General features: G+C 36.0%; 28 protein-coding genes. 24 read left to right on the top strand and 4 right to left on the bottom strand.

Translation table 11 applies throughout. The features are described 5' to 3' along the window. Positions 1 to 22: 22 nt before the first annotated feature. The 3 genes from ACHABU_RS00825 to ACHABU_RS00815 are packed head-to-tail and all read right to left on the bottom strand — an operon-like array spanning position 23 to position 3,097. Positions 23 to 1,393 (bottom strand): aldehyde dehydrogenase, encoded by a 1,371-nt coding sequence (locus ACHABU_RS00825; protein ID WP_435761289.1) that lies wholly within the window; start codon positions 1,391 to 1,393, stop codon positions 23 to 25. 13 nt (positions 1,394 to 1,406) lie between these two features. Then, complete coding sequence (gene rnz / locus ACHABU_RS00820; RefSeq protein WP_435761287.1) at positions 1,407 to 2,333, bottom strand: ribonuclease Z; 927 nt, start codon at positions 2,331 to 2,333, stop codon at positions 1,407 to 1,409. Between the two features lie 38 nt (positions 2,334 to 2,371). Continuing rightward, complete coding sequence (locus ACHABU_RS00815; protein WP_435761285.1) at positions 2,372 to 3,097, bottom strand: glycerophosphodiester phosphodiesterase; 726 nt, start codon at positions 3,095 to 3,097, stop codon at positions 2,372 to 2,374. A 159-nt stretch (positions 3,098 to 3,256) separates the two neighbouring features. Here ACHABU_RS00815 and ACHABU_RS00810 point away from each other — a divergent pair, with 159 nt between their 5' ends. The 3 genes from ACHABU_RS00810 (at position 3,257) to ACHABU_RS00800 (ending at position 5,412) form a co-directional block, all read left to right on the top strand. After that, complete coding sequence (locus ACHABU_RS00810; RefSeq protein WP_435761283.1) at positions 3,257 to 4,216, top strand: MBL fold metallo-hydrolase; 960 nt, start codon at positions 3,257 to 3,259, stop codon at positions 4,214 to 4,216. After that, positions 4,206 to 5,000 (top strand): SDR family NAD(P)-dependent oxidoreductase, encoded by a 795-nt coding sequence (locus ACHABU_RS00805; RefSeq protein ID WP_435761281.1) that lies wholly within the window; start codon positions 4,206 to 4,208, stop codon positions 4,998 to 5,000. The genes ACHABU_RS00810 and ACHABU_RS00805 overlap by 11 nt, the downstream gene beginning before the upstream one ends. A gap of 79 nt (positions 5,001 to 5,079) precedes the next feature. After that, positions 5,080 to 5,412, top strand: a complete 333-nt coding sequence (locus tag ACHABU_RS00800) for an iron-sulfur cluster biosynthesis family protein (RefSeq protein ID WP_435761279.1) — start codon at positions 5,080 to 5,082, stop codon at positions 5,410 to 5,412. Positions 5,413 to 5,509: 97 nt separating this feature from the next. Here ACHABU_RS00800 and ACHABU_RS00795 read toward each other — a convergent pair whose 3' ends face one another. Beyond that, positions 5,510 to 6,436 carry an aldo/keto reductase gene (locus ACHABU_RS00795; protein ID WP_435761277.1) on the bottom strand — a complete coding sequence of 309 codons (927 nt, stop codon included), beginning with the start codon at positions 6,434 to 6,436 and terminating at the stop codon, positions 5,510 to 5,512. A gap of 132 nt (positions 6,437 to 6,568) precedes the next feature. Here ACHABU_RS00795 and ACHABU_RS00790 point away from each other — a divergent pair, with 132 nt between their 5' ends. The 21 genes from ACHABU_RS00790 to ACHABU_RS00690 all read left to right on the top strand — a co-directional run bounded on the left by ACHABU_RS00790 (position 6,569) and on the right by ACHABU_RS00690 (position 23,067). Further along, positions 6,569 to 7,114, top strand: coding sequence for an NUDIX hydrolase (locus tag ACHABU_RS00790; protein ID WP_435761275.1), 546 nt, complete (start codon positions 6,569 to 6,571; stop codon positions 7,112 to 7,114). A 598-nt stretch (positions 7,115 to 7,712) separates the two neighbouring features. After that, positions 7,713 to 7,991 (top strand): hypothetical protein, encoded by a 279-nt coding sequence (locus tag ACHABU_RS00785; RefSeq protein WP_435761273.1) that lies wholly within the window; start codon positions 7,713 to 7,715, stop codon positions 7,989 to 7,991. 95 nt (positions 7,992 to 8,086) lie between these two features. Then, entirely contained in the window at positions 8,087 to 9,790 is a 1,704-nt protein-coding gene (cls, locus tag ACHABU_RS00780) for a cardiolipin synthase (RefSeq protein WP_435761271.1), read from the top strand. A 423-nt stretch (positions 9,791 to 10,213) separates the two neighbouring features. Further along, positions 10,214 to 10,474 carry a metal-sensitive transcriptional regulator gene (locus ACHABU_RS00775; protein WP_435761269.1) on the top strand — a complete coding sequence of 87 codons (261 nt, stop codon included), beginning with the start codon at positions 10,214 to 10,216 and terminating at the stop codon, positions 10,472 to 10,474. A gap of 83 nt (positions 10,475 to 10,557) precedes the next feature. Beyond that, on the top strand, positions 10,558 to 10,914 hold the full coding sequence (locus ACHABU_RS00770) for a rhodanese-like domain-containing protein (protein WP_435761267.1): 357 nt from the start codon (positions 10,558 to 10,560) through the stop codon (positions 10,912 to 10,914). A 12-nt stretch (positions 10,915 to 10,926) separates the two neighbouring features. After that, entirely contained in the window at positions 10,927 to 11,499 is a 573-nt protein-coding gene (locus ACHABU_RS00765) for a sulfurtransferase TusA family protein (RefSeq protein ID WP_435761265.1), read from the top strand. 33 nt (positions 11,500 to 11,532) lie between these two features. Next, positions 11,533 to 11,931 (top strand): DsrE/DsrF/DrsH-like family protein, encoded by a 399-nt coding sequence (locus ACHABU_RS00760; RefSeq protein WP_435761263.1) that lies wholly within the window; start codon positions 11,533 to 11,535, stop codon positions 11,929 to 11,931. A 26-nt stretch (positions 11,932 to 11,957) separates the two neighbouring features. Further along, entirely contained in the window at positions 11,958 to 12,185 is a 228-nt protein-coding gene (locus tag ACHABU_RS00755; protein ID WP_435761261.1) for a sulfurtransferase TusA family protein, read from the top strand. 72 nt (positions 12,186 to 12,257) lie between these two features. Next, positions 12,258 to 13,040 (top strand): sulfite exporter TauE/SafE family protein, encoded by a 783-nt coding sequence (locus tag ACHABU_RS00750; protein WP_435761259.1) that lies wholly within the window; start codon positions 12,258 to 12,260, stop codon positions 13,038 to 13,040. Positions 13,041 to 13,076: 36 nt separating this feature from the next. Continuing rightward, positions 13,077 to 13,436 (top strand): rhodanese-like domain-containing protein, encoded by a 360-nt coding sequence (locus ACHABU_RS00745; RefSeq protein ID WP_435761257.1) that lies wholly within the window; start codon positions 13,077 to 13,079, stop codon positions 13,434 to 13,436. Between the two features lie 16 nt (positions 13,437 to 13,452). Then, positions 13,453 to 13,755 carry a rhodanese-like domain-containing protein gene (locus tag ACHABU_RS00740; protein WP_435761255.1) on the top strand — a complete coding sequence of 101 codons (303 nt, stop codon included), beginning with the start codon at positions 13,453 to 13,455 and terminating at the stop codon, positions 13,753 to 13,755. Between the two features lie 45 nt (positions 13,756 to 13,800). Beyond that, positions 13,801 to 14,190, top strand: coding sequence for a DUF302 domain-containing protein (locus ACHABU_RS00735; RefSeq protein ID WP_435761253.1), 390 nt, complete (start codon positions 13,801 to 13,803; stop codon positions 14,188 to 14,190). 177 nt (positions 14,191 to 14,367) lie between these two features. Beyond that, on the top strand, positions 14,368 to 15,480 hold the full coding sequence (locus ACHABU_RS00730; protein WP_435762326.1) for an MBL fold metallo-hydrolase: 1,113 nt from the start codon (positions 14,368 to 14,370) through the stop codon (positions 15,478 to 15,480). A 288-nt stretch (positions 15,481 to 15,768) separates the two neighbouring features. After that, positions 15,769 to 16,914: an endonuclease Q family protein gene (locus ACHABU_RS00725; protein ID WP_435762324.1), complete on the top strand. Its 1,146-nt coding sequence runs from the start codon at positions 15,769 to 15,771 to the stop codon at positions 16,912 to 16,914. A 168-nt stretch (positions 16,915 to 17,082) separates the two neighbouring features. Then, positions 17,083 to 17,721: a stage II sporulation protein M gene (spoIIM, locus tag ACHABU_RS00720; protein ID WP_435761251.1), complete on the top strand. Its 639-nt coding sequence runs from the start codon at positions 17,083 to 17,085 to the stop codon at positions 17,719 to 17,721. A gap of 108 nt (positions 17,722 to 17,829) precedes the next feature. Continuing rightward, positions 17,830 to 18,285, top strand: coding sequence for a Fur family transcriptional regulator (locus tag ACHABU_RS00715; protein ID WP_435761249.1), 456 nt, complete (start codon positions 17,830 to 17,832; stop codon positions 18,283 to 18,285). A 221-nt stretch (positions 18,286 to 18,506) separates the two neighbouring features. Further along, the gene (locus ACHABU_RS00710; RefSeq protein WP_435761247.1) at positions 18,507 to 18,713 is read left to right on the top strand and encodes a DUF4227 family protein; all 207 of its coding nucleotides are present in this window, start codon (positions 18,507 to 18,509) and stop codon (positions 18,711 to 18,713) included. 5 nt (positions 18,714 to 18,718) lie between these two features. After that, positions 18,719 to 19,612, top strand: a complete 894-nt coding sequence (xerD, locus tag ACHABU_RS00705; RefSeq protein ID WP_435761245.1) for a site-specific tyrosine recombinase XerD — start codon at positions 18,719 to 18,721, stop codon at positions 19,610 to 19,612. Between the two features lie 96 nt (positions 19,613 to 19,708). Then, entirely contained in the window at positions 19,709 to 20,887 is a 1,179-nt protein-coding gene (deoB, locus tag ACHABU_RS00700) for a phosphopentomutase (RefSeq protein WP_435761243.1), read from the top strand. A 16-nt stretch (positions 20,888 to 20,903) separates the two neighbouring features. Then, entirely contained in the window at positions 20,904 to 21,722 is an 819-nt protein-coding gene (locus ACHABU_RS00695; protein ID WP_435761241.1) for a purine-nucleoside phosphorylase, read from the top strand. Between the two features lie 40 nt (positions 21,723 to 21,762). Beyond that, complete coding sequence (locus ACHABU_RS00690) at positions 21,763 to 23,067, top strand: pyrimidine-nucleoside phosphorylase (protein ID WP_435761239.1); 1,305 nt, start codon at positions 21,763 to 21,765, stop codon at positions 23,065 to 23,067. Positions 23,068 to 23,083 lie beyond the last annotated feature (16 nt).

The raw sequence follows: 23,083 nt of genomic DNA, 5'->3' as shown, positions 1-23,083 counted from the left end.
GGTTTTAGATGCAAGGAATTTATTATTTCATTACGTTTTTAACAACCTTTGACGCCAATTTATTACCTGGATAGCGAAAAGGCATATCAAATTTAGTAGTCTGTTTCATAATGCTTTTCTTGTGAGAAAAAGTATCAAAACTATACTTTCCATGATAGGCTCCTATACCACTATTCCCAACTCCACCAAATGGAAGATGTGGATTGGCAAGATGATATAAGGTGTCATTTATGGAACCACCACCAAATGATACATACTCCATCACCTGCTGCTGCATTTTTTCATTCTCCCCAAAATAATAAAGAGCAAGTGGCTTTTCCATCCTTTTAATTTTAAAAAGAGCGTCTTCAATATTGGTAAATGTTAGGACTGGTAAAATTGGACCAAAGATTTCATCTTTCATAATGGAATCTTCCCAGGTTATTTTATCCAAAATGGTTGGCTCGATCATCAGGGATTCACGATTGGAATTTCCACCATGTAACACGTAACCTTCTGAAAGAAATTTTTCAAGGCGGTCAAAGTGTTTCTCATTGATGATTCTAGTAAAGTCTACATTTTTTAAAGGTTCTCTACCATAAAGTGTTTTAATATATTTTTTCATCGCTTTTAAGAGTTTAAATTTCGCTTTTTCATGCACATATACATAATCTGGCGCCACACAGGTTTGTCCCGCATTGGTAAATTTACCCCATACGATCCTCTTGGCAGCGAAATTAATATTTGCATCTTCATCCACAATTACCGGGCTTTTCCCACCTAATTCAAGTGTAACAGGGGTTAAATATTCACTAGCAGCACGCATTACCATTTTCCCTATTTGGGAACTCCCTGTAAAAAAGATATAGTCAAAACGCTGTTTAAGCAATGCTTCACTAGCTTCCTGAGCTCCCTCGACCACCGTAATATACGAGCTATCAAACGTCTGATTGATCATACTTGAAATCAGTGCTGAGGTCGCTTTGGCATGTTCAGATGGTTTAATAACGACACAGTTCCCTGCAGCTATCGCACCAACGACAGGTGCAATGGCCAATTGTAACGGATAATTCCAAGGAGCAATTACCAAAACAACACCAAACGGTTCCTTCATAATGTAACTTTTTGAACCCTTATGGGTAATAGGGGATTGAACTTTATCTGGTTCCATCCATACTCTTAAGTTTTTTAACGCCAGATCAATTTCTAAATAGAGCATTCCAAGCTCTGTAGTAAGCGTTTCATGACTCGATTTGTTTAAATCTCTTTTTAACGCTCGGTAGATCTTACCTTCATTATCTTTAAGCATATCCCTCAATTTTTGTAACTGATTTTTACGGAATTCATAATCAACGGTATTACCATTCATAAAGAATGACCGCTGATTATCAACAACTGCTTCTGTGTACTCCATCGTAACGTCTCCTCTAGTTATGGTTATCTATTTTAAATTCAAAAAAGTCTTTTGCAAGATATGTAGCTTGGAATATTTCGCGTGCTTCCGACAAGATACTAGGATCGTCTTCCTGTTGATAACGGGAGGATACATGCGTTAAGATCAACTGTTTGACACCACCCTCCGCTGCTAGTGCAGCAGCCTGTGTATTCGTTGAATGATAATAATCTCTTGCCAAATCAACTTTATCATGCATAAAGGTAGCCTCATGTATTAATACGTCCGAATTTTTTACGAACGGAATGTGTTCTTTTTGCATTCTCGTGTCTCCAAGTATTGTAATTACTCTGCCTTTTTTACTTGGGCCGATTAAATCTTTCTGATACAACTGAATCCCATCAATCGTATTAATCATTTCGTTTTCTTTTATCTCACGATAGATAGGTCCAGGCTTAATACCAATTTCCTTTAATTTATGGACCAAAAGCTCTCCTGGTTTATCCTTTTCTACTACCCGATAGCCAAAACTTTGAATGGCGTGATCAAGTTGTTTCGCATGTACTGTAAATTTATCCTCATCCAGGATCTCTCCCTCTGTTACTTCTACAATATTTAGGGGATAAGTGAGATGGGTCCCGCTTATTCGAAGGCTAGTTAAAATAAATTCCTCTATGCCCTCTGGTCCATACACAGTTAGCAGTTCATCACCAGCCTGAAAAGAGCGGCTGCTTAATAAACCTGGAAGACCGTAAATATGGTCTCCGTGTAAATGAGTAATAAAAATCTTGTTTATTTTCCTAGGTTTAATTGAAGTCCTCAAAATTTGATGCTGTGTTGCTTCACCGCAATCAAACAACCAAATATTATTTAATTCCTGTAGTAGAGTTAATGCTACAGAAGATACATTACGCTCTTTGGATGGAACACCAGCGCCAGTACCAAGAAATATTAATTCCATATTCATCCTCCATTTTAAATCCATTCCTATTTTCACTATTATAATATATTTCGATAGTTTAGTGCTTTATTTGGTACATCTGTAATTAACCCGTCACAACCAGTAGATAAGCATCGCATAATGTGAGAAAATTTATTGACGGTATATACACGCAAATCCATCTTTTCCTGATGGCATTGCTCAACAAGAAACTTATTCAATAATCGATACTTTATATGAATTGCGTTTGCCCCAAGCCCTTTTGCATAGCCAACAAGATCCTTTCGCTTACGGGATGTAAGTAAGGCACTACTTATATGTTTATTTAGAGATTCCAGACGCATAATACTATTTGGATTGAAAGTGGAAAGGGTTGTTCTCTCCAATAAATTATAGTGGTCTACCATTTCATATACGATGTTTTCTATATTTTTATAATCTGTTTTATTGTTTTTCAGCTCAATATTTAATTCAAGAGGCTTATCGATTGTCCATTCTAAAAATTCCTGAAGCGATATAATGGATATCCCTGCGAAACTATTGGAAAACCATGAACCTGCATCGAGTTGTTTCAGATCATTAAAATTATAATCGATTACATAGCCTATACTATTTGTTGTTCGCTTCACATGCTCGTCATGGATCAGCACAGGGATGTTATCTCTGGTCAATTGTACATCCGTTTCAATACCTTCCGCTCCCATCTCATATGCTAATTGAAAGGCTGGCATGGTATTTTCGGGAGCATACTTGCTGGAGCCACGATGGGCAATGATTTTCGTCATCGATTTCACCTCTTCCTTCTAATTGTGTTTTATTTTTAGAGATAAGTCAATTTCAACCGGCTCTAATCTCTTTCAGCATACATTGTAATTAATGTACTTTTATCCAAATTAGCGTTAAAATAAAATGAATGACTATTCATATCGTAGGGGGCATATTTATTGAATATCGTAGAGACAATCAGTCAACTGACACTACCTACACCGTTTGAAATAGGTGACGTTCATGTCTACTTAATAAAAGGAGATAGGCTGACTCTTGTAGATGCTGGTGTCAAAACGAAACAGGCAAAATCAGCATTAGAATTTCAATTAAAAGAACTGGGCTATAAACTTAATGATATCGAACAACTTATTTTAACGCATCATCACCCGGACCATATCGGATTGATCGAAGAATTCCCACGTCTACAACAGATCGTTGCACATGAAAAGGTAGATGTATGGTTAAAGAGGGATCCATCATTTAAACAACAAAATGAACAATTTTTCGATTTGTTTTACTTTCAAACAGGAATTCCTGAAAAATTTCACCATGTTCGTTCTGAGCTAACAGACACGTTTCGATTTGCCGGGGAGGGGTCATTAACAGGAACGATTGGCGAAGGAGATCTGTTACCCGGACATCCAGAATGGAAAGTTATTGAAACAAAAGGGCATGCACAGACACATCTATCTTTTTTAAGAGAAAACGATGGATTGTTTATTAGTGGTGACCATCTAATAAAACATATTTCTCCGAATCCTATAATTGAATCTCCGGTCATTCAAGGGGACGAAAGGCCAAAGCCAATGTTGCAGTACCGGAATAGTCTAAAGAAATGTCAGTGGTTGGAAATAACAACCGTATTGCCAGGTCACGGTGAAAAGTTTTCCAATGTAAATGAAGTGATAACCAAACGACTATTCAGCCAGGAAAAGCGAGCGAATAAAGTATACAATTTATTAAAATCGAATCATTCAACTCCATATGAAATCTGTACACAGCTTTTTCCTAGACAGTATGAGAAGCAGATGAATTTAACCATGTCTGAAACAATTGGCCAACTTGATTATTTATTGGACGAGGGGCTTATTGATTATTCGATGCACGATGGGATTATGGTTTATTATGCAAAGTAAAATCCGCAATAAAAAATTCATTGTTACTGGCGCTTCAAGTGGTATTGGTGAACGAATTTGCTGGCACATTGCAAAAAACGGTGGAAAGCCAATTATGTTGGCACGCTCTATTGACAAGTTAACTAATTCACAAATTCATCTTAAGAAAGCGTTTGGGGCTGACAGTTTCATTTATAAAATTGACCTTCAAAAACAAGATGAAATTGATTCAGTCATCAATCATATTCTACTGGAACACAAACAAGTTCATGGCTTAATTAATAATGCTGGTATTGGTGTTTTTGACTACATATCAGATATGAAATGGAATGACGTTTCACAAATGTTTACACTTAATGTATATGCATCTATGAAAACATCCCAATTGCTCATTCCACATTTTAGCAAACATCATACTGGACATATTGTAAATATAGTATCTCAAGCTGCCAAATTATCTACGCCTAAATCTGCTGCATATGGGGCTTCAAAACAGGCAATACTTGGCTTCACAAACACCATGCGACAGGAAATCAGTAAGGATAATATATTTGTAACAGCTGTTAACCTGGGGCCAGTCCGTACCAATTTCTTTTCGATTGCCGATCCAGGGGGTTCTTATCAGAAAAACGTTGAACGGTATATGCTAGACCCTGACCTGGTGGCTAAAAATGTTGTCCAAAGTCTTTTCTCAAGCAAAAGAGAAATCAACATGCCCTTTTGGATGGAGATTGGTAGTATTTTTTATAGATTATTCCCTCGATCCATGGAAAGGCTGCTTAAAAGTCAATTCAGCAAAAAGTGAATGCAAATGTTTAGACAACTTATCGGATAGAATTTATAGTTAGAGACAGAACAATTAATGAAGGAGAGAATATCTTTTTATGAAGTTAACAATAACTCCCGAAGCTGAAGAACAGCTGAAAAAACTGCAGAACGACAAGAATAGTTATCTCCTCTTCTGGTATGACATAGAAGACTGTGGATGCGGCGTAAACGGAATACCTACTGTTAGGTTTACAAAAAACAAAAAGAACTCCTACGCACCTGTGGAAAATGAACAATTTGTAACATTAATCAATTCAGATCAAGCAGTATTCTTTGCTGATGAAATGAAACTGAGTATCCATAAAGGGGTTTTCAGACTATCTAGTAAAGAAGGTATATTAAATCCATTTATCCCTTCTCAAAATCTGTTGCAAACCGAAGATGCTTGATGTATTCATATTTACAATCGAAATGAAATAATAAAAAGGGATATAAAACGAAATTTTTTTCGATTTATATCCCTTTTATAAAATTTAATATAAAATGCTATTCTAGCCGATGTTTTTCATACTGATTAGCATGTGTTATTCGTTTCATTTGTTCATATGTTTGATCTGTCAGCAACTTAGAATGATCAAAATCAGTGTTTTCACGAATCTGTTCCAACGAACTTGCGCCAAATACAGCGGAGGTAACAGCAGGATGTTTTTGGACATATTTCAAAGCAAGTTCATTCATGGACTCGTTATCCTGTATTAATCCGGATAATTCTGTGTTAATGGACTTCAGTTCTTCATACGAATAATCGAGGTAACCATCTTTCCCTTTCATGTCAATAAGTTTTTCAGCATGATTGCTCAGCATGCCTTTGGCAAGTGGGCCACGACTTAGTACACTGATATTATTGGACCGCAATAAGTCCAACACTTCTTCTTCAGGTCGGCGGTCTAAAAGACTATACTGCGTCATGACACCATCAATCGAGGAATGCTTAACAAACTCCTGGATAACATTAGGTCGAATGGAGGAGATTCCATAAGCCCGAATCAGACCCTCTTTTTTCAGTTGTTCAAATGCTTCAATAGTTTCACTAATTGGGTCTTCCAGTGTTCCTCCATGAAGCATGTAGAAATCGATATAATCCGTATTCAATCTACGTAAACTGTCCTTTGCTGCTTCAAGAATATATTTTTTCGACGGATCCCAGAACCAGTCCTTTGTCGCACGGTTAAAATGATTTCCAACCTTTGTAGTTAATATAATTTGATTTCTTTTACCTTTCATTGCCTTTCCGATGACTTCCTCATTTGCACCGAAATCATACAAATCTGCGGTGTCGAAATGGTTAATTCCTGAATCGATAGCATAATCAATCATTCTGTCAACTTTTGACTGTTCTGTACCAAGAGACATACAGCCCAGTGTCAGTTCCGAAATTAAAATGTCAGATTTGCCCAACTTGGTTTTATTCAATATATACACTCCCTTTTTAATCCTTGTCTTTTATTGTAAGTACAGCTAGTATGGATTACAACTTTTTGTACAAAAGAAGTCAGCGCATTATGCTAAAATAAGAATAGAAATAAATCAAATAAGGGTGGTAAAATGAAGAAATTTGAAGAAAAAACAATTAAAAGCGAAAAAATTTTTAATGGAAAAGTGATTAACCTGCAAGTCGATGAAGTCACATTACCAAATGGCAAAACGTCAAGTAGAGAACTTATTAAACATCCTGGAGCTGTAGCAGTAATCCCGATAACAAAAGATAATAAAATAATTCTTGTAGAACAATATCGTAAACCGTTAGAAAGATCTTTGATTGAGATTCCTGCCGGCAAACTGGAGAACAACGAAAATCCTCTTGCGGCTGGGGTTCGCGAATTGGAAGAAGAGACAGGATATACAACAAATGATTTATCATTCGTCACTTCATTCTATACCTCACCAGGATTCGCTGATGAGCTGATGTATATGTATATTACGGATCAATTAGTAAAAATGGATAACCCTCCACAGGGGGATGATGATGAGTTTGTTGAAGTCCATGAATTGACGTTGGATGAGGCAAAACAATATGTCATTGAGGAACGGATACATGATGCAAAAACGAACTATGCAATACTCTATCTGCATGCCTTAGGAAGAATGTAATCATGAATTCTTATATTGATGATACTACCTTCACTGCATTTAATGATTCACCAATCGAATGATTGAAGCAACAGCAAATAACTATTTTTAAAGAAGCCGCATTTTTCAACTGAAAAATGTGGCTTCTTTCTATTTGAAGGAGTAGAAAAAAATCACTTTTCGAAAACGCTAACCTATGATTTCTGAAGTGAGAAAATATCCGCAAAAAATATGTTATTGAGCATACGAAGGCGAAGCAGGATTCAAAGTATTAGTAATCTGGTTCACCTTTAGTATTTTGACTTCCTTCTAATTAGATTTTATATTTCGTTAGGTATCAATAAGTTTCGAGAAAGCAATGATCTGTATGCCAGAATGAATTACTGTTAAAGTCAATTATACTTTCAATCACGTTATTTTCCCTGACAAAATGGCTTGGGGAGCAATTGTACAATTGAAGTAGTATCAAAATTAACTAATCGGGAAGGTTATTTGTATTCCTTCCAAAAACTCTTTATAGGCCTTGCTACAATTTATTAATTTAGCTTTTGGCCTGTTATCTAAAGTGACAGAGGAGTTGCTAATTGGAAAAGAACAAAACAGAAATGGAGGATAAAAATTGGAACTTTCGCCTAGTTTTTATCATAAGTTAATTCGACCTAAATGGTTTAATCAAATTTACATTCATAACAGAATTGAAAAACATCTTAACCTTTATGGTAAGAAGGTACTTGATTTTGGATCAGGTACTGGAGCAAATTGTACGCTCTGTAAACCTGGACAATATTTTGGAATCGATCCGGATGAGAAAAGAATAAACTTTGCGCAACAACTTTATCCTGACTATGATTTTGATGTATTTCGAAACGATATAATATTTGTAAAAAAAATTCAATAGATGTAATTTTAATCATTGCAGTGCTACATCATATTCCCTCTGAAAAACTAAGAAATTATGTGAAACAATTTCGAGAATTACTAACACCTGGAGGAATGATTGTAGCAATTGAACCATGTTTCTTCGAAAATAACAAAATTAGTAATTGGTATATGAAAAATTATGATAACGGGTCTTATATTCAAAACGAAAAAGGTTACCTTGACTTTTTTAAAGATGAAGGTTTTAAATGCAAAAAAGTACAATCATTCAAAAAATTCATTTTTTATAATGAACTTTTTTTTTGTTGCTTATTAAATGCCAAACTTATTCTTAATTTTTATAAGAAGAAAGATAGAAGGGATGTTATTGATTCGGAAATAATAAACGTTATTGTACTTCTTGTTATAATTAGTAACCTTATTTTTGCAGCGGTTGTTTTGTTTACTGAAAAAAGGGAAATTGGTGCTACTTGGGCTTGGATAATGGCTATTATTTTTATACCAATTGTAGGTTTAATTTTTTACCTATTTCTAGGTCGGCAATTAAAACATAAAAATATCTATAAAACTTCCACTAATAAAAATAATCTTCATCAATCAACTGTAAATGAACAAATAAAACTATTACAGAATAGTGAACTTTATAACAACCATTTATTCAAAAAGTATTCAAAATTACTTTTGATGAACTTAAAGTCATCAAATGCATTGATCTCAATGGACAATGAGATTGTCATTTTAAATAATGGACAGGAGAAATTTAATGCTCTATTTAAAGATATAAGAGCTGCTAGAAAGGAAATTAACATACAGTATTACACTATTAAACAGGATTCGTTGGGAGTTAAACTTCTAGATGAACTGACAAAAAAGGCACAAGAAGGAGTAAAAGTACGTCTCTTATATGATGCAATTGGTTCTAGAGGGATGTCCCCCGCTTTTTTTGATGAACTAATTTTGTATGGAGGAGAAGTAGAAGTTTTCTTTCCTTCATTTCTAAAGTTAATCAATTTCCATGTGAATCATCGAAATCACAGGAAAATTAGTATTATTGATGGTAATGTTGCTTACATTGGTGGCTTTAATGTTGGAAATGAGTATCTTGGGCTAGACAAAAAATACGGTTATTGGCGTGACAGTCATTGTAGGATAATAGGTGGGGCCGTTAATGGTATACAAGAAAGATTTATTTTAGATTGGTATCAAGCTAAGAAAGGGCAAAAAAGTAATTCTGAGAAATTCCTTTTTTTAACAGAAGAACATAATGGGAACAGTCCTATTCAGATAATCACGAGTGGACCTAACTCGGAAACAGAGTATCTTAAAAATATGTATATCATGCTCATCATGTCTGCTAAGCGAACCGTTTATATACAAACACCTTATTTTATACCTGATAAGAGTTTTATGGATGCTTGTAAAATCACTTCACTAGCTGGGGTTGATATTCGAATTATGATTCCAAAAAGAGATTATAATACCTTCGTTTATTGGGCTAATAAAGCATATACAGGTGAACTTTTAACATATGGTGTAAGAATATTATTGTATGAGAAGGGATTTTTACATGCGAAGACAATCGTAGTCGACCAAGAGGTGGCTTCTGTGGGAACTACAAACATTGATATACGCAGTTTTAATCTGAATTTTGAAGCGAATGCAATCGTTTACGATAAAAAAGTCGCTGAACAACTTCATAAAGTTTTTATTGAAGATAGTCAAGTTAGTTCCGAATTAACGATGAAAAGGTATATACAACGATCCGTTAAGGATAAATGTAAAGAATCAATATCACGTCTCTTTTCACCTATTCTGTAGGTTGGTCCGCTAATAAAATTACAGTCGCTAGTGATAAAACATCCTGGTAGTAGGGAATGCACGCACTGAAATTTATGGAGAAATGCCATTTTACTTTTTTTATCGCTCCTCCCAATACAGACTTGTGAAGGGTGTGGTAACCATTGTTTACAACACCCTTATGAACTATCGTAAAGATGCGGTCAAATTTGTTTACATTGTGCTCAACAATGTCGTGCGTTTGCTATGGGTGCTTAGTATTAAGAATGTAAAGAAGTAGAATTCTGACAGGAGCTTATATTTTACGGCTCCTTTTTTTATTGAGTTAAGGTCATATACACTCAATTCAAACTTGAACTTGACTTTCCGTTAAATAATTAGGGATTGACAATATACATATAGGGGTATATTGTATGAGTATCACAACAAAGGAGAAATTTAGTTATGAAATATGATGACAAAATGAAAAACCGTCTGAAACGGATTGAAGGACAAATAAGAGGCGTACTAAAAATGATGGACGAAGATAAAGATTGTAAAGATGTTGTTACACAGTTGTCTGCAGCAAAAACTGCTTTAGATCGTACTTCAGCATTAATTGTCAGCAAGAACTTAGAACAGTGCATACGTGAGGAACAGGCGAATGGAGAAAGTGCAGAAACTGTTATTAATGAGGCTGTCAGTTTACTTGTCAAAAGTAGATAAATCCAATAGTGGCTTTCACTATTTTTTTAGTTGACAAAATACCTAACGGGGTATAATATAGCAATTGTTGTTACTTTTATTTTTTGTTTCTTTTAATACCTATACGGGTAACGATATATACACTAATAAACGGAGGGCATCTTAATGAAAGAAATTACTGCAGTAGAATTAGAAAAAAAATAACTAACGGGGAAAACGTAAATATTATTGATGTTCGTGAAGATGAGGAAATAGCAACTGGTAAAATTCCCTCTGCACGTCATATTCCACTAGGACAAATACCAGAAAAGCACCCTGAACTGAATAAAGAACAACATTATTATATGGTTTGCCGGTCAGGTGAGAGAAGCAACAATGCATGTGCTTTCTTGGAAGAGGAAGGCTACGATGTAACCAATATGGCTGGTGGAATGATGAGCTGGGAAGGCGAAACAGAGTAAAGGAGGATATACATGAATATCACTGCAAATGAAGTACTCGATGCAAAAGGTTTGGCATGTCCGATGCCAATCGTTAAGACGAAAAAAGCTATCACAAACCTTGATCCAGGAAATGTATTGGAAGTACAAGCAACCGATAAGGGATCTACTGCAGACATTAAAGCATGGTCTGAAGGAACCGGTCATCAGTATCTGGGAACTGTAGAAGAAGACGATGTATTGAAACATTATATTCGTCGGGCAAGTGATCAAGAATTAAAAGAAGAAAAGACATTTGAACAGGTAATTGATTTAGAAAAACTGAAACAAAAGATGGAAGCAAATGAAGATGTGACTGTCTTGGATGTACGTGAACCAGCTGAATATGCATTTGGACATATCGCCAATGCTCGAAATATACCCCTAGGGGAACTTGATGACAGAATCAATGAACTAGAGAGCGATAAAGAACTATTTATCATCTGTCGTACAGGCAGTCGCAGTGACTTGGCAGCTCAAAAGTTGACAGAAAAAGGATTTAAAAATGTAAAGAATGTCGTTCCAGGTATGTCTCAATGGAATGGACCAACAGAAAAAAATAACTAAAAAAACTTAAAAAATACTAGGAGGAAATTTATTATGGCTAACACAAAAGTAGCAATTATCGCATCAAACGGAGGACTCTTCGACGCATATAAAGTATTCAATATCGCAACAGCAGCTGCAGCATCAGACGCAGAAGTAGGAATCTTCTTCACATTTGAAGGATTAAATTTGATTCATAAGGAAGCACACAAAAATCTTGCACTGCCAGAAGGAAAAGAACATTTCGCAGAAGGATTCAAACAAGCAAATGTCCCTTCAATTGAGGAATTGGTACAGGTTGCACAGGAAATGGATGTTAAAATGATTGGTTGTCAAATGACAATGGACGTTATGAATCTGGATAAAGATCAATTTATCGATGGTATTGAAGTCGGTGGAGCCGCAACATTTATTGAATTTTCGAAGGACGCTAATATTACACTAACATTCTAAAAATAAACGTAGAAGGAGGAGAACTTATGGATTCTGTAAAAGTATTGGACGCAAAAGGATTGGCATGTCCGATGCCAATCGTGAAAACAAAAAAAGCAATGGATCAGATCAACAGTGATGAAATTTTAGAAATCCATGCAACAGATAAGGGTGCTAAAAGTGACCTGACAGCATGGGCAAAATCTGATGGACATGAAATCGTAAAAAGTACAGAAGAAGATGACGTACTGAAATTTTGGATAAAAAAAGGTTAATAACTAAATGAAAATAGTATAAAAGAGGATCCGATTTTTGGATCCCCTCTTATTGTGGAGGGAATTTAAAAAATGGAATATAGTATTTTATTTATCATAACGCTATTTCTCATCGGTTTTGTTGGTTCCTTCATCTCGGGAATGGTTGGGATAGGTGGATCAATCATCAAATATCCGATGTTATTATATATTCCTGCGATGATTGGCCTATCTACATTCACGGCACATGAGGTGTCGGGTATCAGTGCCATTCAAGTATTATTTGCTACGATTGGTGGTGTATGGGCATACCGGAAAAGTGGCTATTTAAACAAAACCTTAATCATTTATATGGGTGCTGCCATTCTGATAGGTAGTTTTATTGGAGGGTTTGGTTCCCAGGACATGTCTGAAGATGGAATTAATCTTGTTTACGGGATACTAGCAACAATTGCTGCAGTGATGATGTTCATCCCTAAAAAAGGTATTGATGACATCCCTTTGGACCAAGTTACCTTTAATAGATGGATTGCTGCCTTCTTTGCTTTCATTGTTGGGATTGGAGCAGGAATCGTGGGAGCTGCAGGAGCATTTATTTTAGTACCGATTATGTTGGTTATATTAAAAATACCAACGAGAATGACGATCGCTACATCTCTTGCCATCACATTTATCTCTTCCATTGGATCGACTACAGGTAAACTCATGACCGGTCAAGTATTGTTTGTACCTGCAGTCATCATGATTATCGCAAGTCTAATTGCTTCGCCTCTTGGCGCGAAATACGGCCAAAAGATAAACACAAAAATATTGCAGGGTATCCTTGCCGTTCTTATTTTAGGAACAGCCATCAAAATATGGTTGGATTTTTTCTAGGATGATTGAATAATTGAGAGAATAGGAGTTTGATAGATGGATATTTTACAATGGATTATCGTGATTATTGCTGTAGTCTTTGTGGTAAAGTTTTTCCTCCCGGTGAAGGGAATCTCGAATATAACTACAAAAGAAGCAAAAGATAAATTTAAAGAAAAAGAGGTTCAATTTATAGACGTAAGAACACCTGGTGAATATAAGGGGAATCATCAGAAGAAGTTTAATAATATCCCGTTATCCAGCTTAGCAGGACGTACCAACGAATTGGATAAAAATAAAGAGGTTGTCGTCATCTGCCAAAGCGGTATGCGAAGTGCAAAGGCTTCTAGAATTCTGAAGAAACAAGGATTTGAGAGAGTAACCAATGTTAAAGGCGGCATGAGTGCCTGGGTATAAGAAAGGGTGTTTATGAATGGCAAAGCAAGTACCTCCAGAAACAGTTGCTCATCGACTTCAAAATGGGGAAGATGTTTTAATTCTTGATGTGCAGGAAAACAATGAAGTAGAAGATGGAATAATTCCAGGTGCTAAGCATATACCGCTTGGTCATATCGCCTTACGTAAAGATGAATTGAATAAAAATGAAACCTATGTCGTTGTATGCAGATCCGGTAATCGCAGCAAAGCTGCATGCGGTATATTAGAAGCACTGGGATATAAGGTGGAAGATATGATTGGCGGAATGAACGACTGGAATGGTGAATTGGATAAATAATTTTATTTGTAAATGTAATTTTATATCAAGAAGGGAGCTAAGTGTATGTTCCATTATACAGTTGAAACGGAAAAATCAATGGATGAAGCAATTCAATCACTTGAAGAAAGCTTAAAGGAAGAGCAATTCGGGGTACTTTGGCAATTTGATATTAAAGAAACATTACAGAATAAAGGATTTGATTTTGAACAGCCGTATAAAGTACTAGAAGTTTGTAATCCAAAAGAAGCGAATAACGTATTAACTGAAAATCAACTCGTAGGCTATTTTCTGCCATGCAAGATTGTTGTATATCAGGATATAGAAACCAATAAGACCAAAATCGGCTTGCCAAAACCAACAGCTTTAATCGAAATGGTAAATGAGGAATCATTAAAGGGCTTTGCAACTGATATTGAAAATAGATTAATTACATGTATTGATAAAAGTATTTAACATCTCTGAGAGTAACTGGGGGAAATAGAGAGGTTTTAATTCTCTGTTTCCGTAATGTAAGATATACGCTTATTTTTTTATTACTAACAATACCCTATTAGGTATATTGAGATGCTAAGAAGTACGAAAGAGTCAAATTTTAAAATTGTGGAGGTATTTATTTTGTCATATATAGCAATGGATTCAAAAGATCTTGCAAAGAAAATTTTTAATAAAGAAGAGTTTTTTATATTGGATGTTCGTAATGAACAGGAATTCGGCGAGTGGAAAATTGAAGGAAAAAATATTAAACACTTGAATGTACCGTATTTTGAACTTTTAGATGGCGTCGAAGAAATTAAAGATCAATTTCCTGCTGGTAAAGAAATTTTAGTTGTTTGTGCGAAAGAAGGATCATCTGTCATGGTATCGGAAATGCTTTCAGATGCTGGATTTGAAGTCTTCTACCTTAAAGGTGGAATGAAAGCATGGAGTGAACATATGGAGCTAGTTAAAGTAGGCGATTTAAACGACGGCGGGGAATTATATCAATTTGTCCGTCTTGGTAAAGGTTGTTTGTCTTACATGGTTATCTCCAATGGAGAAGCAGCTGTTATTGATGCAACACGTACGGCAGAAATTTTCACAGATTTTGCGAATGAAAAAGGGGTAACCATTAAGCATGCATTTGATACACATTTACACGCGGACCATATTTCCGGTGGAAGAGCAATTTCTGAAAAAACTGGAGCAACATACTGGTTACCGCCAAAAGATGCGGAAGAAGTAGTCTTTGAATATAAAGCTCTAGAAGATGGAGAAGATATTGCCATCGGAAACACTACCATTAACATTCATGCCTTCTATTCTCCTGGCCATACCATTGGTTCAACATCTTTCGTAGTGGATGAAAAATATTTAATGACAGGTGATATTCTCTTCATTGACTCGATTGGAAGACCAGATCTTGCAGGACTAGCACAAGATTGGGTAAATGATTTAAGAGAGACACTCTATAATCGTTATCGTGAACTATCAGAAGAACTGATTGTATTGCCTGCCCACTTTATGATTGTTGAAGAGTTAAATGATGATGGAAGTGTTGCTAAAGAACTTGGAACACTTTACTCTGAAAACCATGGTTTGAATATTGAAAGCGACGAAGAGTTCCGTAAACTAGTTACAGAAAACCTGCCGCCGCAACCAAATTCCTATCAAGAAATTCGTGAAACAAATATGGGTAAAATTAATCCAGAAGAAGAAAAACAAAGAGAAATGGAAATTGGACCAAACCGTTGTGCTGTTAGATAAAAACGAATCAAAAAGAGGAAGTAAAGCATTAATATGCTTTTGGGTCCGGGATTGGCAAAGATAAAGATATAAAAGGTAATGTTTGATTTTCATCTTAAACAACAGTATAAAATAGATACAATGTCACAATGATAATATTGTGGCATTTTTTCTTATAATCTGTGATCCATTATGATGATATTTTAATTGAGGTGAAAGACTTTGAATAAGAAAGCGATAACCCCCGAAAAGAGAGGGTTTATAGAAAATCATAAAAGTTTATCAAATTGTAAAACCTATTTTGCTGATATGCATATTCATATTGGCAGGGACATTTACGATAAACCTGTGAAAATTACAGCTTCAAAAAACCTTACATTAACTAATATACTTCTTGAATCTAGCCGTAATAAAGGGATTGACTTGATTAGTGTCATTGACTGTCATGCTCCGGCTGTTCAGCAGGAAATAAAACAATTGATCAGTCAAGGTGATGCCATTGAATTAAGTGACGGTGGGATACGCTTCGAAAAAGTTACGTTGATTCTCGGTTCAGAAATAGAAGTCTATGATGAACATTGTAAGGGTCCAATCCATGTTCTCTTGTATCTCCCAACCCTTTCCGCTATGGAGCATTTTTCAGAATGGTTGGCTGAGCGAATGAAAAATATAACGTTAAGCTCCCAACGTTACTACGGAACAGCTAAAGAGCTACAATATAAAGTAAAAGAACTTAATGGATTATTTATACCGGCTCATGTCTTTACTCCTTTTAAAAGTTTATATGGAAAAGGGGTAACGAAATCTTTAGTTGAAGTTTTTGATCCCGACTTGATTGATGGTATTGAACTCGGGTTAAGCTCTGATACCTCCATGGCAGATCAAATACAGGAATTACATGACTTTACATTTGTAACAAATTCCGACGCGCATTCTTTGGCCAAAATAGCAAGGGAATACCAAGAAATCGCCTTGAAAGAACCTTCATTCAAGGAGTTTAACTGGGCTTTACATCAAGTGGCCAACAGAAGAATTATACGAAACTTTGGTATGAACCCACAACTAGGAAAATATCATAAAACCGTTTGCAACAATTGTCTGACTTCACTTGCTACAGATGTAACGGAATGTCCTAAATGTGGGTCACACAAAATTATAAAAGGTGTTTTCAATCGTATTCAAGAGTTAAAAACAGGGGAAAATACGATGACGCATCGACCACCATACCTGCATCAAGTCCCATTAGAGTATATTCCAACTCTTGGACCTAAAACATATAAAAAACTACTTGAAAGATTTGGAACAGAGATGAATGTCATACACAACGCAACAATCGAAGAATTAGTAGAAACAGTATCCGATAAACTAGCACACTCTATTATTCAAATGCGCGAAGGAAAACTAAAGATAAATGCAGGTGGGGGAGGGAAGTATGGGAGTATTGCTCCTTCCTGATTATCTATTAAATTTAGTTCATTGGTATTTTTGTTACGGAATCCTCATAGTTTTAATTATGGAGGTTGTTCAAGAAGTCCGGTGAAAAGGTCGCATCCATTTCTTCGTCCTTTTCATCCTCCTTTTTGAACACTTACTTATCGACTATCGTTTGTTGGGAGGATTCCAATGTATAAAAACACTTTTCTGGTATGGGAACACATTAAACAGCATGCAACGATCTACCTTTTTATGATTATTTTGTTTTTAACCGGTATTATTTTTGGAGCAGTGATTGTTAACAGTATGGATTTCATCCAGAAACAAGATTTGTTTTTCTACCTGGAACGCTTTTTTGTCCAAATCACCGAAGGAGTATCCATAGAAAAGAAAGATATTTTTTGGCAAAGTTTTATTTTTCATGCGAAATACCTGATTTTATTATTTGTATTAGGATTATCTGTGATTGGACTACCTTTGGTATGGATCCTCTTATTTGTAAAGGGAATGGTTATCGGTTTTTCTGTTGGTTTTATTGTAAATCAACTTGGACTGCTGGAAGGGCTGTTTCTCGCTTCTCTTTCCATAGCTCCTCAGAATATAATTATTATCCCTGTTTATATAACGGCAGGTTCATTATCAATGATCTTTTCGCTTGGCTTGCTTAACAAACTCTTTTCCCGTAGAAACAATCATCAATTACTTCAGCCATTCATTAGATATTGTATTATCTTTATCTTATTATTAATATTATCATTAGTGGCAGCGTTTATTGAAGCATATATTGCCAATAAAGCTATGGAAGAACTCATTAAATCATTTTATTAATAATAATAATTGTTTTATACTTATTATTATTAAAAGGTGAGAATATACTTTGACATGAAAGTATTTGGTGCCTATAATAAAGATGGGATATGAGGGAGGCGACCTGCCATGGAACACCGTATAGAACATATAAAAAAGCAGCTGCATGCACATAGCTATAAGCTAACTCCTCAGCGAGAGGCGACAGTCCGTGTCTTATTGGAAAGAGAAGAAGACCACCTTAGTGCAGAAGATGTCTATCTACTTGTAAAAGAAAGATCTCCTGAAATTGGTTTGGCTACCGTATATCGGACTTTAGAATTGCTTTCTGAATTAAAAATTCTTGATAAAATTAATTTTGGTGATGGAGTCTCTCGTTATGATCTTCGAAAAGAAGGGGCCAAACATTTTCATCATCATCTTGTATGTATTGAATGTGGTTCCGTTGAAGAGATAGTAAATGATTTATTGGAAGACGTAGAAAAAATTGTACAGAATGACTGGGGTTTCGAAGTGAAAGATCATCGTTTAACCTTTCACGGAATCTGTAAACAATGCCAGGAAGCAACCGTGAAAGCAACTTAAGATCAAAAGCTTACTTAAAGATGAACGAAAGCCTTTTTCCAATCGGAGAAAGGCTTTCGTACGTTAAAGAGCCGGCTGAAATGCATTGCCGTTAAGTAAATATATTTTTTCACGCTCTCTAATTTACAAAAACCGTGAAAAAGGTTACATTTGAATAGTATATTGTGATTCTATCGAAGCATATCCTAAAATTAGAAGACTAATTTTAGGGAGACTAGCGTATGAAGAGATTAATATGGGATACACTTAAAGTTTTTATCATATTTACGTTATGCACTTTCTTATTCTATTATGGATTACAACTCTTGCACAGTGAATATGAACAGATTCATCGTTTTGATCCTCCAAATGGACCCGCGATAAAGGTAAACCAATCACAAAGTAGACTATTTGATCGAATTCCTATCATTTTTCAGCGGGGAGAGTAAATGTTATGCTTAAACACGCAATTGAAGATTTTTTTCACTTTCTGCAAATCGAGCGAGGATTATCGGATAATACACTTCAATCCTATGGACGTGACTTAAAGCATTATATGGAATGTATAGAAAAGTCAGGACAAAAACAAGCGTGGGAAGCGGTATCAAGAAATGATATTATGGGTTTTCTTTATATTTTAAAGGATGAAGGTAAATCCTCGTCTACCATATCAAGACATGTTTCAGCAATTCGAACTTTTCACCAGTTTCTTATTCGAGAACAGATTGTTACGCATGATGCAAGCTTACATATAGAAACACCAAAAAGAGAAAGAAAGCTTCCAGATGTTCTATCACAAAAGGAAGTGGAAAGCTTACTTGATATACAGAAGAACACAGCACTGGCGGTCCGTAACAAAGCTATGCTGGAATTATTATATGCAACCGGTCTTCGTGTCACGGAATTAATTACATTAAAAGTTAGTGATCTTCATCTAACAATGGGTTTTGTTCAGTGCTTAGGGAAAGGCTCAAAGGAAAGAATCGTCCCCTTAGGAGATGTAGCAAAAAGTGCAACGGAAAATTATCTGGAGACATCCAGGCAAAAGCTGATAAAGAATAACAAACAAGAAACAGCATTGTTTGTTAATCAGCATGGAAGGCCTTTATCAAGGCAAGGTTTTTGGAAGATTTTAAAATCCCTTGTACAAGATGCTGGAATCAATAAAACGATTACTCCGCACACACTCAGACACTCATTTGCAACACATTTACTGGAAAATGGAGCAGATTTAAGAGTTGTTCAAGAAATGCTAGGACATGCAGATATCTCTACGACTCAAATCTATACGCATGTAACCAAAACGAGACTGAAAGATATGTATAAAACTTATCATCCTAGAGCTTAGCTTTATATTTAGAATTAGTCGTCTGACATCCTACATCATAAATTAAAACATATATATGACGTGATGCGGGAATATACTTACAGGAGATGATTTAAAATGAAAAAATTTAAACGTATATTTTTGGTTGTCATGGATTCAGTAGGAATTGGAGAAGCACCTGATGCAGATGTATTCAATGATATCGGTGCTGATACATTAGGACATATTGCACAACGTATGAATGGGTTAAACATGCCAAACATGGCACAACTTGGTTTAAGTAATATAAGAGAAATAAAAGGCATTGAAAAAGCGGTCAATCCGAAAGCTTTTTACACAAAAATGCAGGAAGCATCGAACGGCAAGGATACAATGACAGGCCACTGGGAAATTATGGGGCTAAATATTAGTCAACCATTCCGCACTTTTCCTGACGGGTTTCCAGATGAATTACTAAATGAACTAGAAGACAGAACTGGAAGAAAAATAATCGGAAATAAACCTGCTTCTGGAACTGAAATATTGGACGAACTCGGCGAAGAGCATATGAAAACTGGAGCATTGATCATTTATACATCTGCGGATTCTGTGCTTCAAATTGCTGCACATGAAGAAATTGTACCTATTGAAGAACAGTACCGAATCTGTGAAATTGCCAGAGCGCTTACACTAGATGAAAAGTACATGGTAGGTCGTGTCATTGCTCGTCCATTTATTGGCAATCCCGGGGAATTCGAGCGTACTTCCAATCGTCACGATTATGCACTAAAACCATTTGGAAGAACGGTGATGAATGAACTGGAAGATAATAATTATGACGTCATTGCAATTGGAAAGATTTCTGATATTTATGATGGTGAAGGAGTAACAAAAGCTATTCGTACAACCGACAATAATGATGGTATGACAAAGCTTGCACAATCAATGGATGATGATTTTACTGGTATCAGTTTTTTGAACCTTGTTGATTTTGATGCGAAATTTGGTCACCGCAGAGATCCGATAGGTTATGGTAATGCACTGCAGGAATTTGATGTTAGACTCCCTGAAGTACTGCAAAAATTAAAGGAGGATGACCTCTTAATTATTACAGCAGACCATGGAAACGACCCAGTTCATCCTGGTACAGACCATACGAGAGAATTCGTACCGTTAATCATACATCATGTCAATGTAACGGAAGGTAGTGATATTCCAGTAAGAAGCACATTTGCAGATATTGGAGCAACGATTGCTGATAATTTCAATATTGCACTACCTGAATACGGAAAAAGTTTTATGAAAGATATCAAATAGAGGGGACAGAAATAAAATGAATCAATCCGTAATTTCAGAAGCAAGCAATTATGTAAAAGAACAACTGAAGGAAACTCCATCCATTGGCCTAATCTTAGGTTCAGGACTTGGAGTCCTAGGGGATGAGATTGAGAATCCGGTTATTATTCCGTATTCAGATATACCACATTTTCCAGAATCAACGGTATCTGGGCATAAAGGGCAGCTTGTAATAGGAACATTAGAAGGCCAACACGTTATCGCAATGCAGGGTCGTTTTCATTATTATGAAGGCTATTCGATGGAGCAAGTGACGTTTCCAATTCGTATGATGAAAGATCTTGGTATTGAATCCATTATCGTTACGAATGCAGCAGGTGGCATAAATGAAAGCTTTAACCCGGGTGATTTAATGCTGATAACCGATCATATTAACAATATGGGAGATAATCCATTGATTGGTAAAAATGATGAAGAACTGGGATTGCGTTTTTCGGATATGTCCCAAAGCTATGACAGAGAGTTTATTCAACATGCAGAGGAATGTGCAGATAAGATTGGTATTTCCGTCCAAAAGGGCATTTATGTAGGCAATACAGGCCCTTCTTATGAAACTCCTGCTGAAGTAAGAATGCTAAGGTTATTAGGCGGTGACGCAGTTGGGATGTCTACGGTTCCTGAAGTTATTGTAAGTAGACATGCAGGAATCCGTGTCCTGGGAATATCATGTATTTCAAATATGGCTGCAGGAATACTAGACCAGCCTCTTACACATCACGAAGTAATTGAAACTACCGAGAGAGTACGGGAAAACTTCCTGAAATTTGTAAAGGAAATCATTAGCACATTACGATAAACTTAACAACTTACTTTATAACTTAAATGAGGTGATTTAAATGAGAATGTATGACATCATCGAGAAAAAAAGAAATGGCAAAGAATTAACAAAAGAAGAAATTAAATTCTTTATTGACGGCTATACGGATGATGCAATACCTGATTATCAAATCAGTGCATTATTAATGGCAATTTTCTTTCAAGACATGACTGATGATGAACGGGCTAACCTGACGACTGCAATGGTGGAATCGGGTGACCAGATTGACCTTTCAGCTATCGAAGGAATCAAAGTGGACAAGCACTCCACTGGTGGTGTAGGTGATACGACAACATTAATCCTCGCTCCACTTGTTGCATCGGTTGGTGTTCCTTTAGCTAAAATGAGTGGCAGGGGGCTTGGTCATACTGGAGGAACGATTGATAAGTTAGAATCTGTCCCTGGTTTCCATGTGGAAATATCCAATGATGAATTCATCAAACTTGTAAATAAGAATAAAGTTGCGGTCATTGGACAATCAGGAAATTTAACCCCAGCTGATAAAAAACTTTACAGTTTAAGAGATGTTACTGCTACAGTTAACTCCATTCCACTCATAGCCAGCTCAATAATGAGCAAAAAGATTGCATCTGGAGCTGATGGGATTGTACTTGATGTCAAAACAGGTGCTGGTGCGTTTATGAAAAATCTTACTGATGCAAAAGAATTGGCACATGCGATGGTTTCCATAGGAAATCGGGTAGGAAGAAATACGATGGCCGTTATCTCAGATATGAGTCAGCCATTAGGTTTTGCGATTGGTAATGCACTAGAGGTTAAAGAAGCCATTGACACACTTCAAGGTAAAGGTCCTGATGACTTGACAGAGCTTTGCCTTACCTTAGGAAGTCAAATGGTTGTAGTAGCTGAAAAAGCGGAGAGCCTAAAAGATGCAAGAGAATTATTAGAAGCAAATCTTAAAAACGGTAAGGCCTTCAATAAATTTAAACAGTTTTTGGATTCTCAAGGCGGCGACGCCAGTGTAGCAGACAATCCTGAACGATTGCCCCAGGCAGCTTACAAAATTGAATTACTAGCAAAAAATTCCGGGAAAGTGTCTACTATTATTGCAGATGAACTTGGTACTGCTGGAATGATGCTTGGAGCTGGGAGAGCTACAAAAGATTCCGAAATCGATTTAAGTGTTGGAATCGTTCTTCATAAAAAGATTGGTGATTCTGTAACAGAAGGGGAAGCACTACTGACTATTCATTCCAACCGGGAGACGGTGGAAGAAGTGAAAGAAAAACTATACGAAAGTATCACTATCACACAAGGCAATGTTAACGCACCGTCCTTAATTTATGACACAATAACAGAATAACCAAACTTTTAGAAAA

Origin of the sequence: Oceanobacillus sp. CF4.6 (genome assembly GCF_051262635.1) — a bacterium.
Lineage (GTDB): Bacteria > Bacillota > Bacilli > Bacillales > Amphibacillaceae > Oceanobacillus.
The sequence above is the reverse complement of the archived record's forward strand: the minus strand, read 5'-3'. Positions and strand labels throughout refer to the sequence as shown.

Coding starts and splice junctions, on each gene's coding strand:
- ACHABU_RS00825 (WP_435761289.1), bottom strand. CDS start 1,393: ATGGAGTACACAGAAGCAGTTGTTGATAATCAGCGGTCATTCTTTATG.
- rnz (WP_435761287.1), bottom strand. CDS start 2,333: ATGGAATTAATATTTCTTGGTACTGGCGCTGGTGTTCCATCCAAAGAG.
- ACHABU_RS00815 (WP_435761285.1), bottom strand. CDS start 3,097: ATGACGAAAATCATTGCCCATCGTGGCTCCAGCAAGTATGCTCCCGAA.
- ACHABU_RS00805 (WP_435761281.1), top strand. CDS start 4,206: ATGCAAAGTAAAATCCGCAATAAAAAATTCATTGTTACTGGCGCTTCA.
- ACHABU_RS00800 (WP_435761279.1), top strand. CDS start 5,080: ATGAAGTTAACAATAACTCCCGAAGCTGAAGAACAGCTGAAAAAACTG.
- ACHABU_RS00790 (WP_435761275.1), top strand. CDS start 6,569: ATGAAGAAATTTGAAGAAAAAACAATTAAAAGCGAAAAAATTTTTAAT.
- cls (WP_435761271.1), top strand. CDS start 8,087: ATGATTGTAGCAATTGAACCATGTTTCTTCGAAAATAACAAAATTAGT.
- ACHABU_RS00775 (WP_435761269.1), top strand. CDS start 10,214: ATGAAATATGATGACAAAATGAAAAACCGTCTGAAACGGATTGAAGGA.
- ACHABU_RS00765 (WP_435761265.1), top strand. CDS start 10,927: ATGAATATCACTGCAAATGAAGTACTCGATGCAAAAGGTTTGGCATGT.
- ACHABU_RS00760 (WP_435761263.1), top strand. CDS start 11,533: ATGGCTAACACAAAAGTAGCAATTATCGCATCAAACGGAGGACTCTTC.
- ACHABU_RS00755 (WP_435761261.1), top strand. CDS start 11,958: ATGGATTCTGTAAAAGTATTGGACGCAAAAGGATTGGCATGTCCGATG.
- ACHABU_RS00750 (WP_435761259.1), top strand. CDS start 12,258: ATGGAATATAGTATTTTATTTATCATAACGCTATTTCTCATCGGTTTT.
- ACHABU_RS00745 (WP_435761257.1), top strand. CDS start 13,077: ATGGATATTTTACAATGGATTATCGTGATTATTGCTGTAGTCTTTGTG.
- ACHABU_RS00740 (WP_435761255.1), top strand. CDS start 13,453: ATGGCAAAGCAAGTACCTCCAGAAACAGTTGCTCATCGACTTCAAAAT.
- ACHABU_RS00735 (WP_435761253.1), top strand. CDS start 13,801: ATGTTCCATTATACAGTTGAAACGGAAAAATCAATGGATGAAGCAATT.
- ACHABU_RS00730 (WP_435762326.1), top strand. CDS start 14,368: ATGGATTCAAAAGATCTTGCAAAGAAAATTTTTAATAAAGAAGAGTTT.
- ACHABU_RS00725 (WP_435762324.1), top strand. CDS start 15,769: ATGCATATTCATATTGGCAGGGACATTTACGATAAACCTGTGAAAATT.
- spoIIM (WP_435761251.1), top strand. CDS start 17,083: ATGTATAAAAACACTTTTCTGGTATGGGAACACATTAAACAGCATGCA.
- ACHABU_RS00715 (WP_435761249.1), top strand. CDS start 17,830: ATGGAACACCGTATAGAACATATAAAAAAGCAGCTGCATGCACATAGC.
- ACHABU_RS00710 (WP_435761247.1), top strand. CDS start 18,507: ATGAAGAGATTAATATGGGATACACTTAAAGTTTTTATCATATTTACG.
- xerD (WP_435761245.1), top strand. CDS start 18,719: ATGCTTAAACACGCAATTGAAGATTTTTTTCACTTTCTGCAAATCGAG.
- deoB (WP_435761243.1), top strand. CDS start 19,709: ATGAAAAAATTTAAACGTATATTTTTGGTTGTCATGGATTCAGTAGGA.
- ACHABU_RS00695 (WP_435761241.1), top strand. CDS start 20,904: ATGAATCAATCCGTAATTTCAGAAGCAAGCAATTATGTAAAAGAACAA.
- ACHABU_RS00690 (WP_435761239.1), top strand. CDS start 21,763: ATGAGAATGTATGACATCATCGAGAAAAAAAGAAATGGCAAAGAATTA.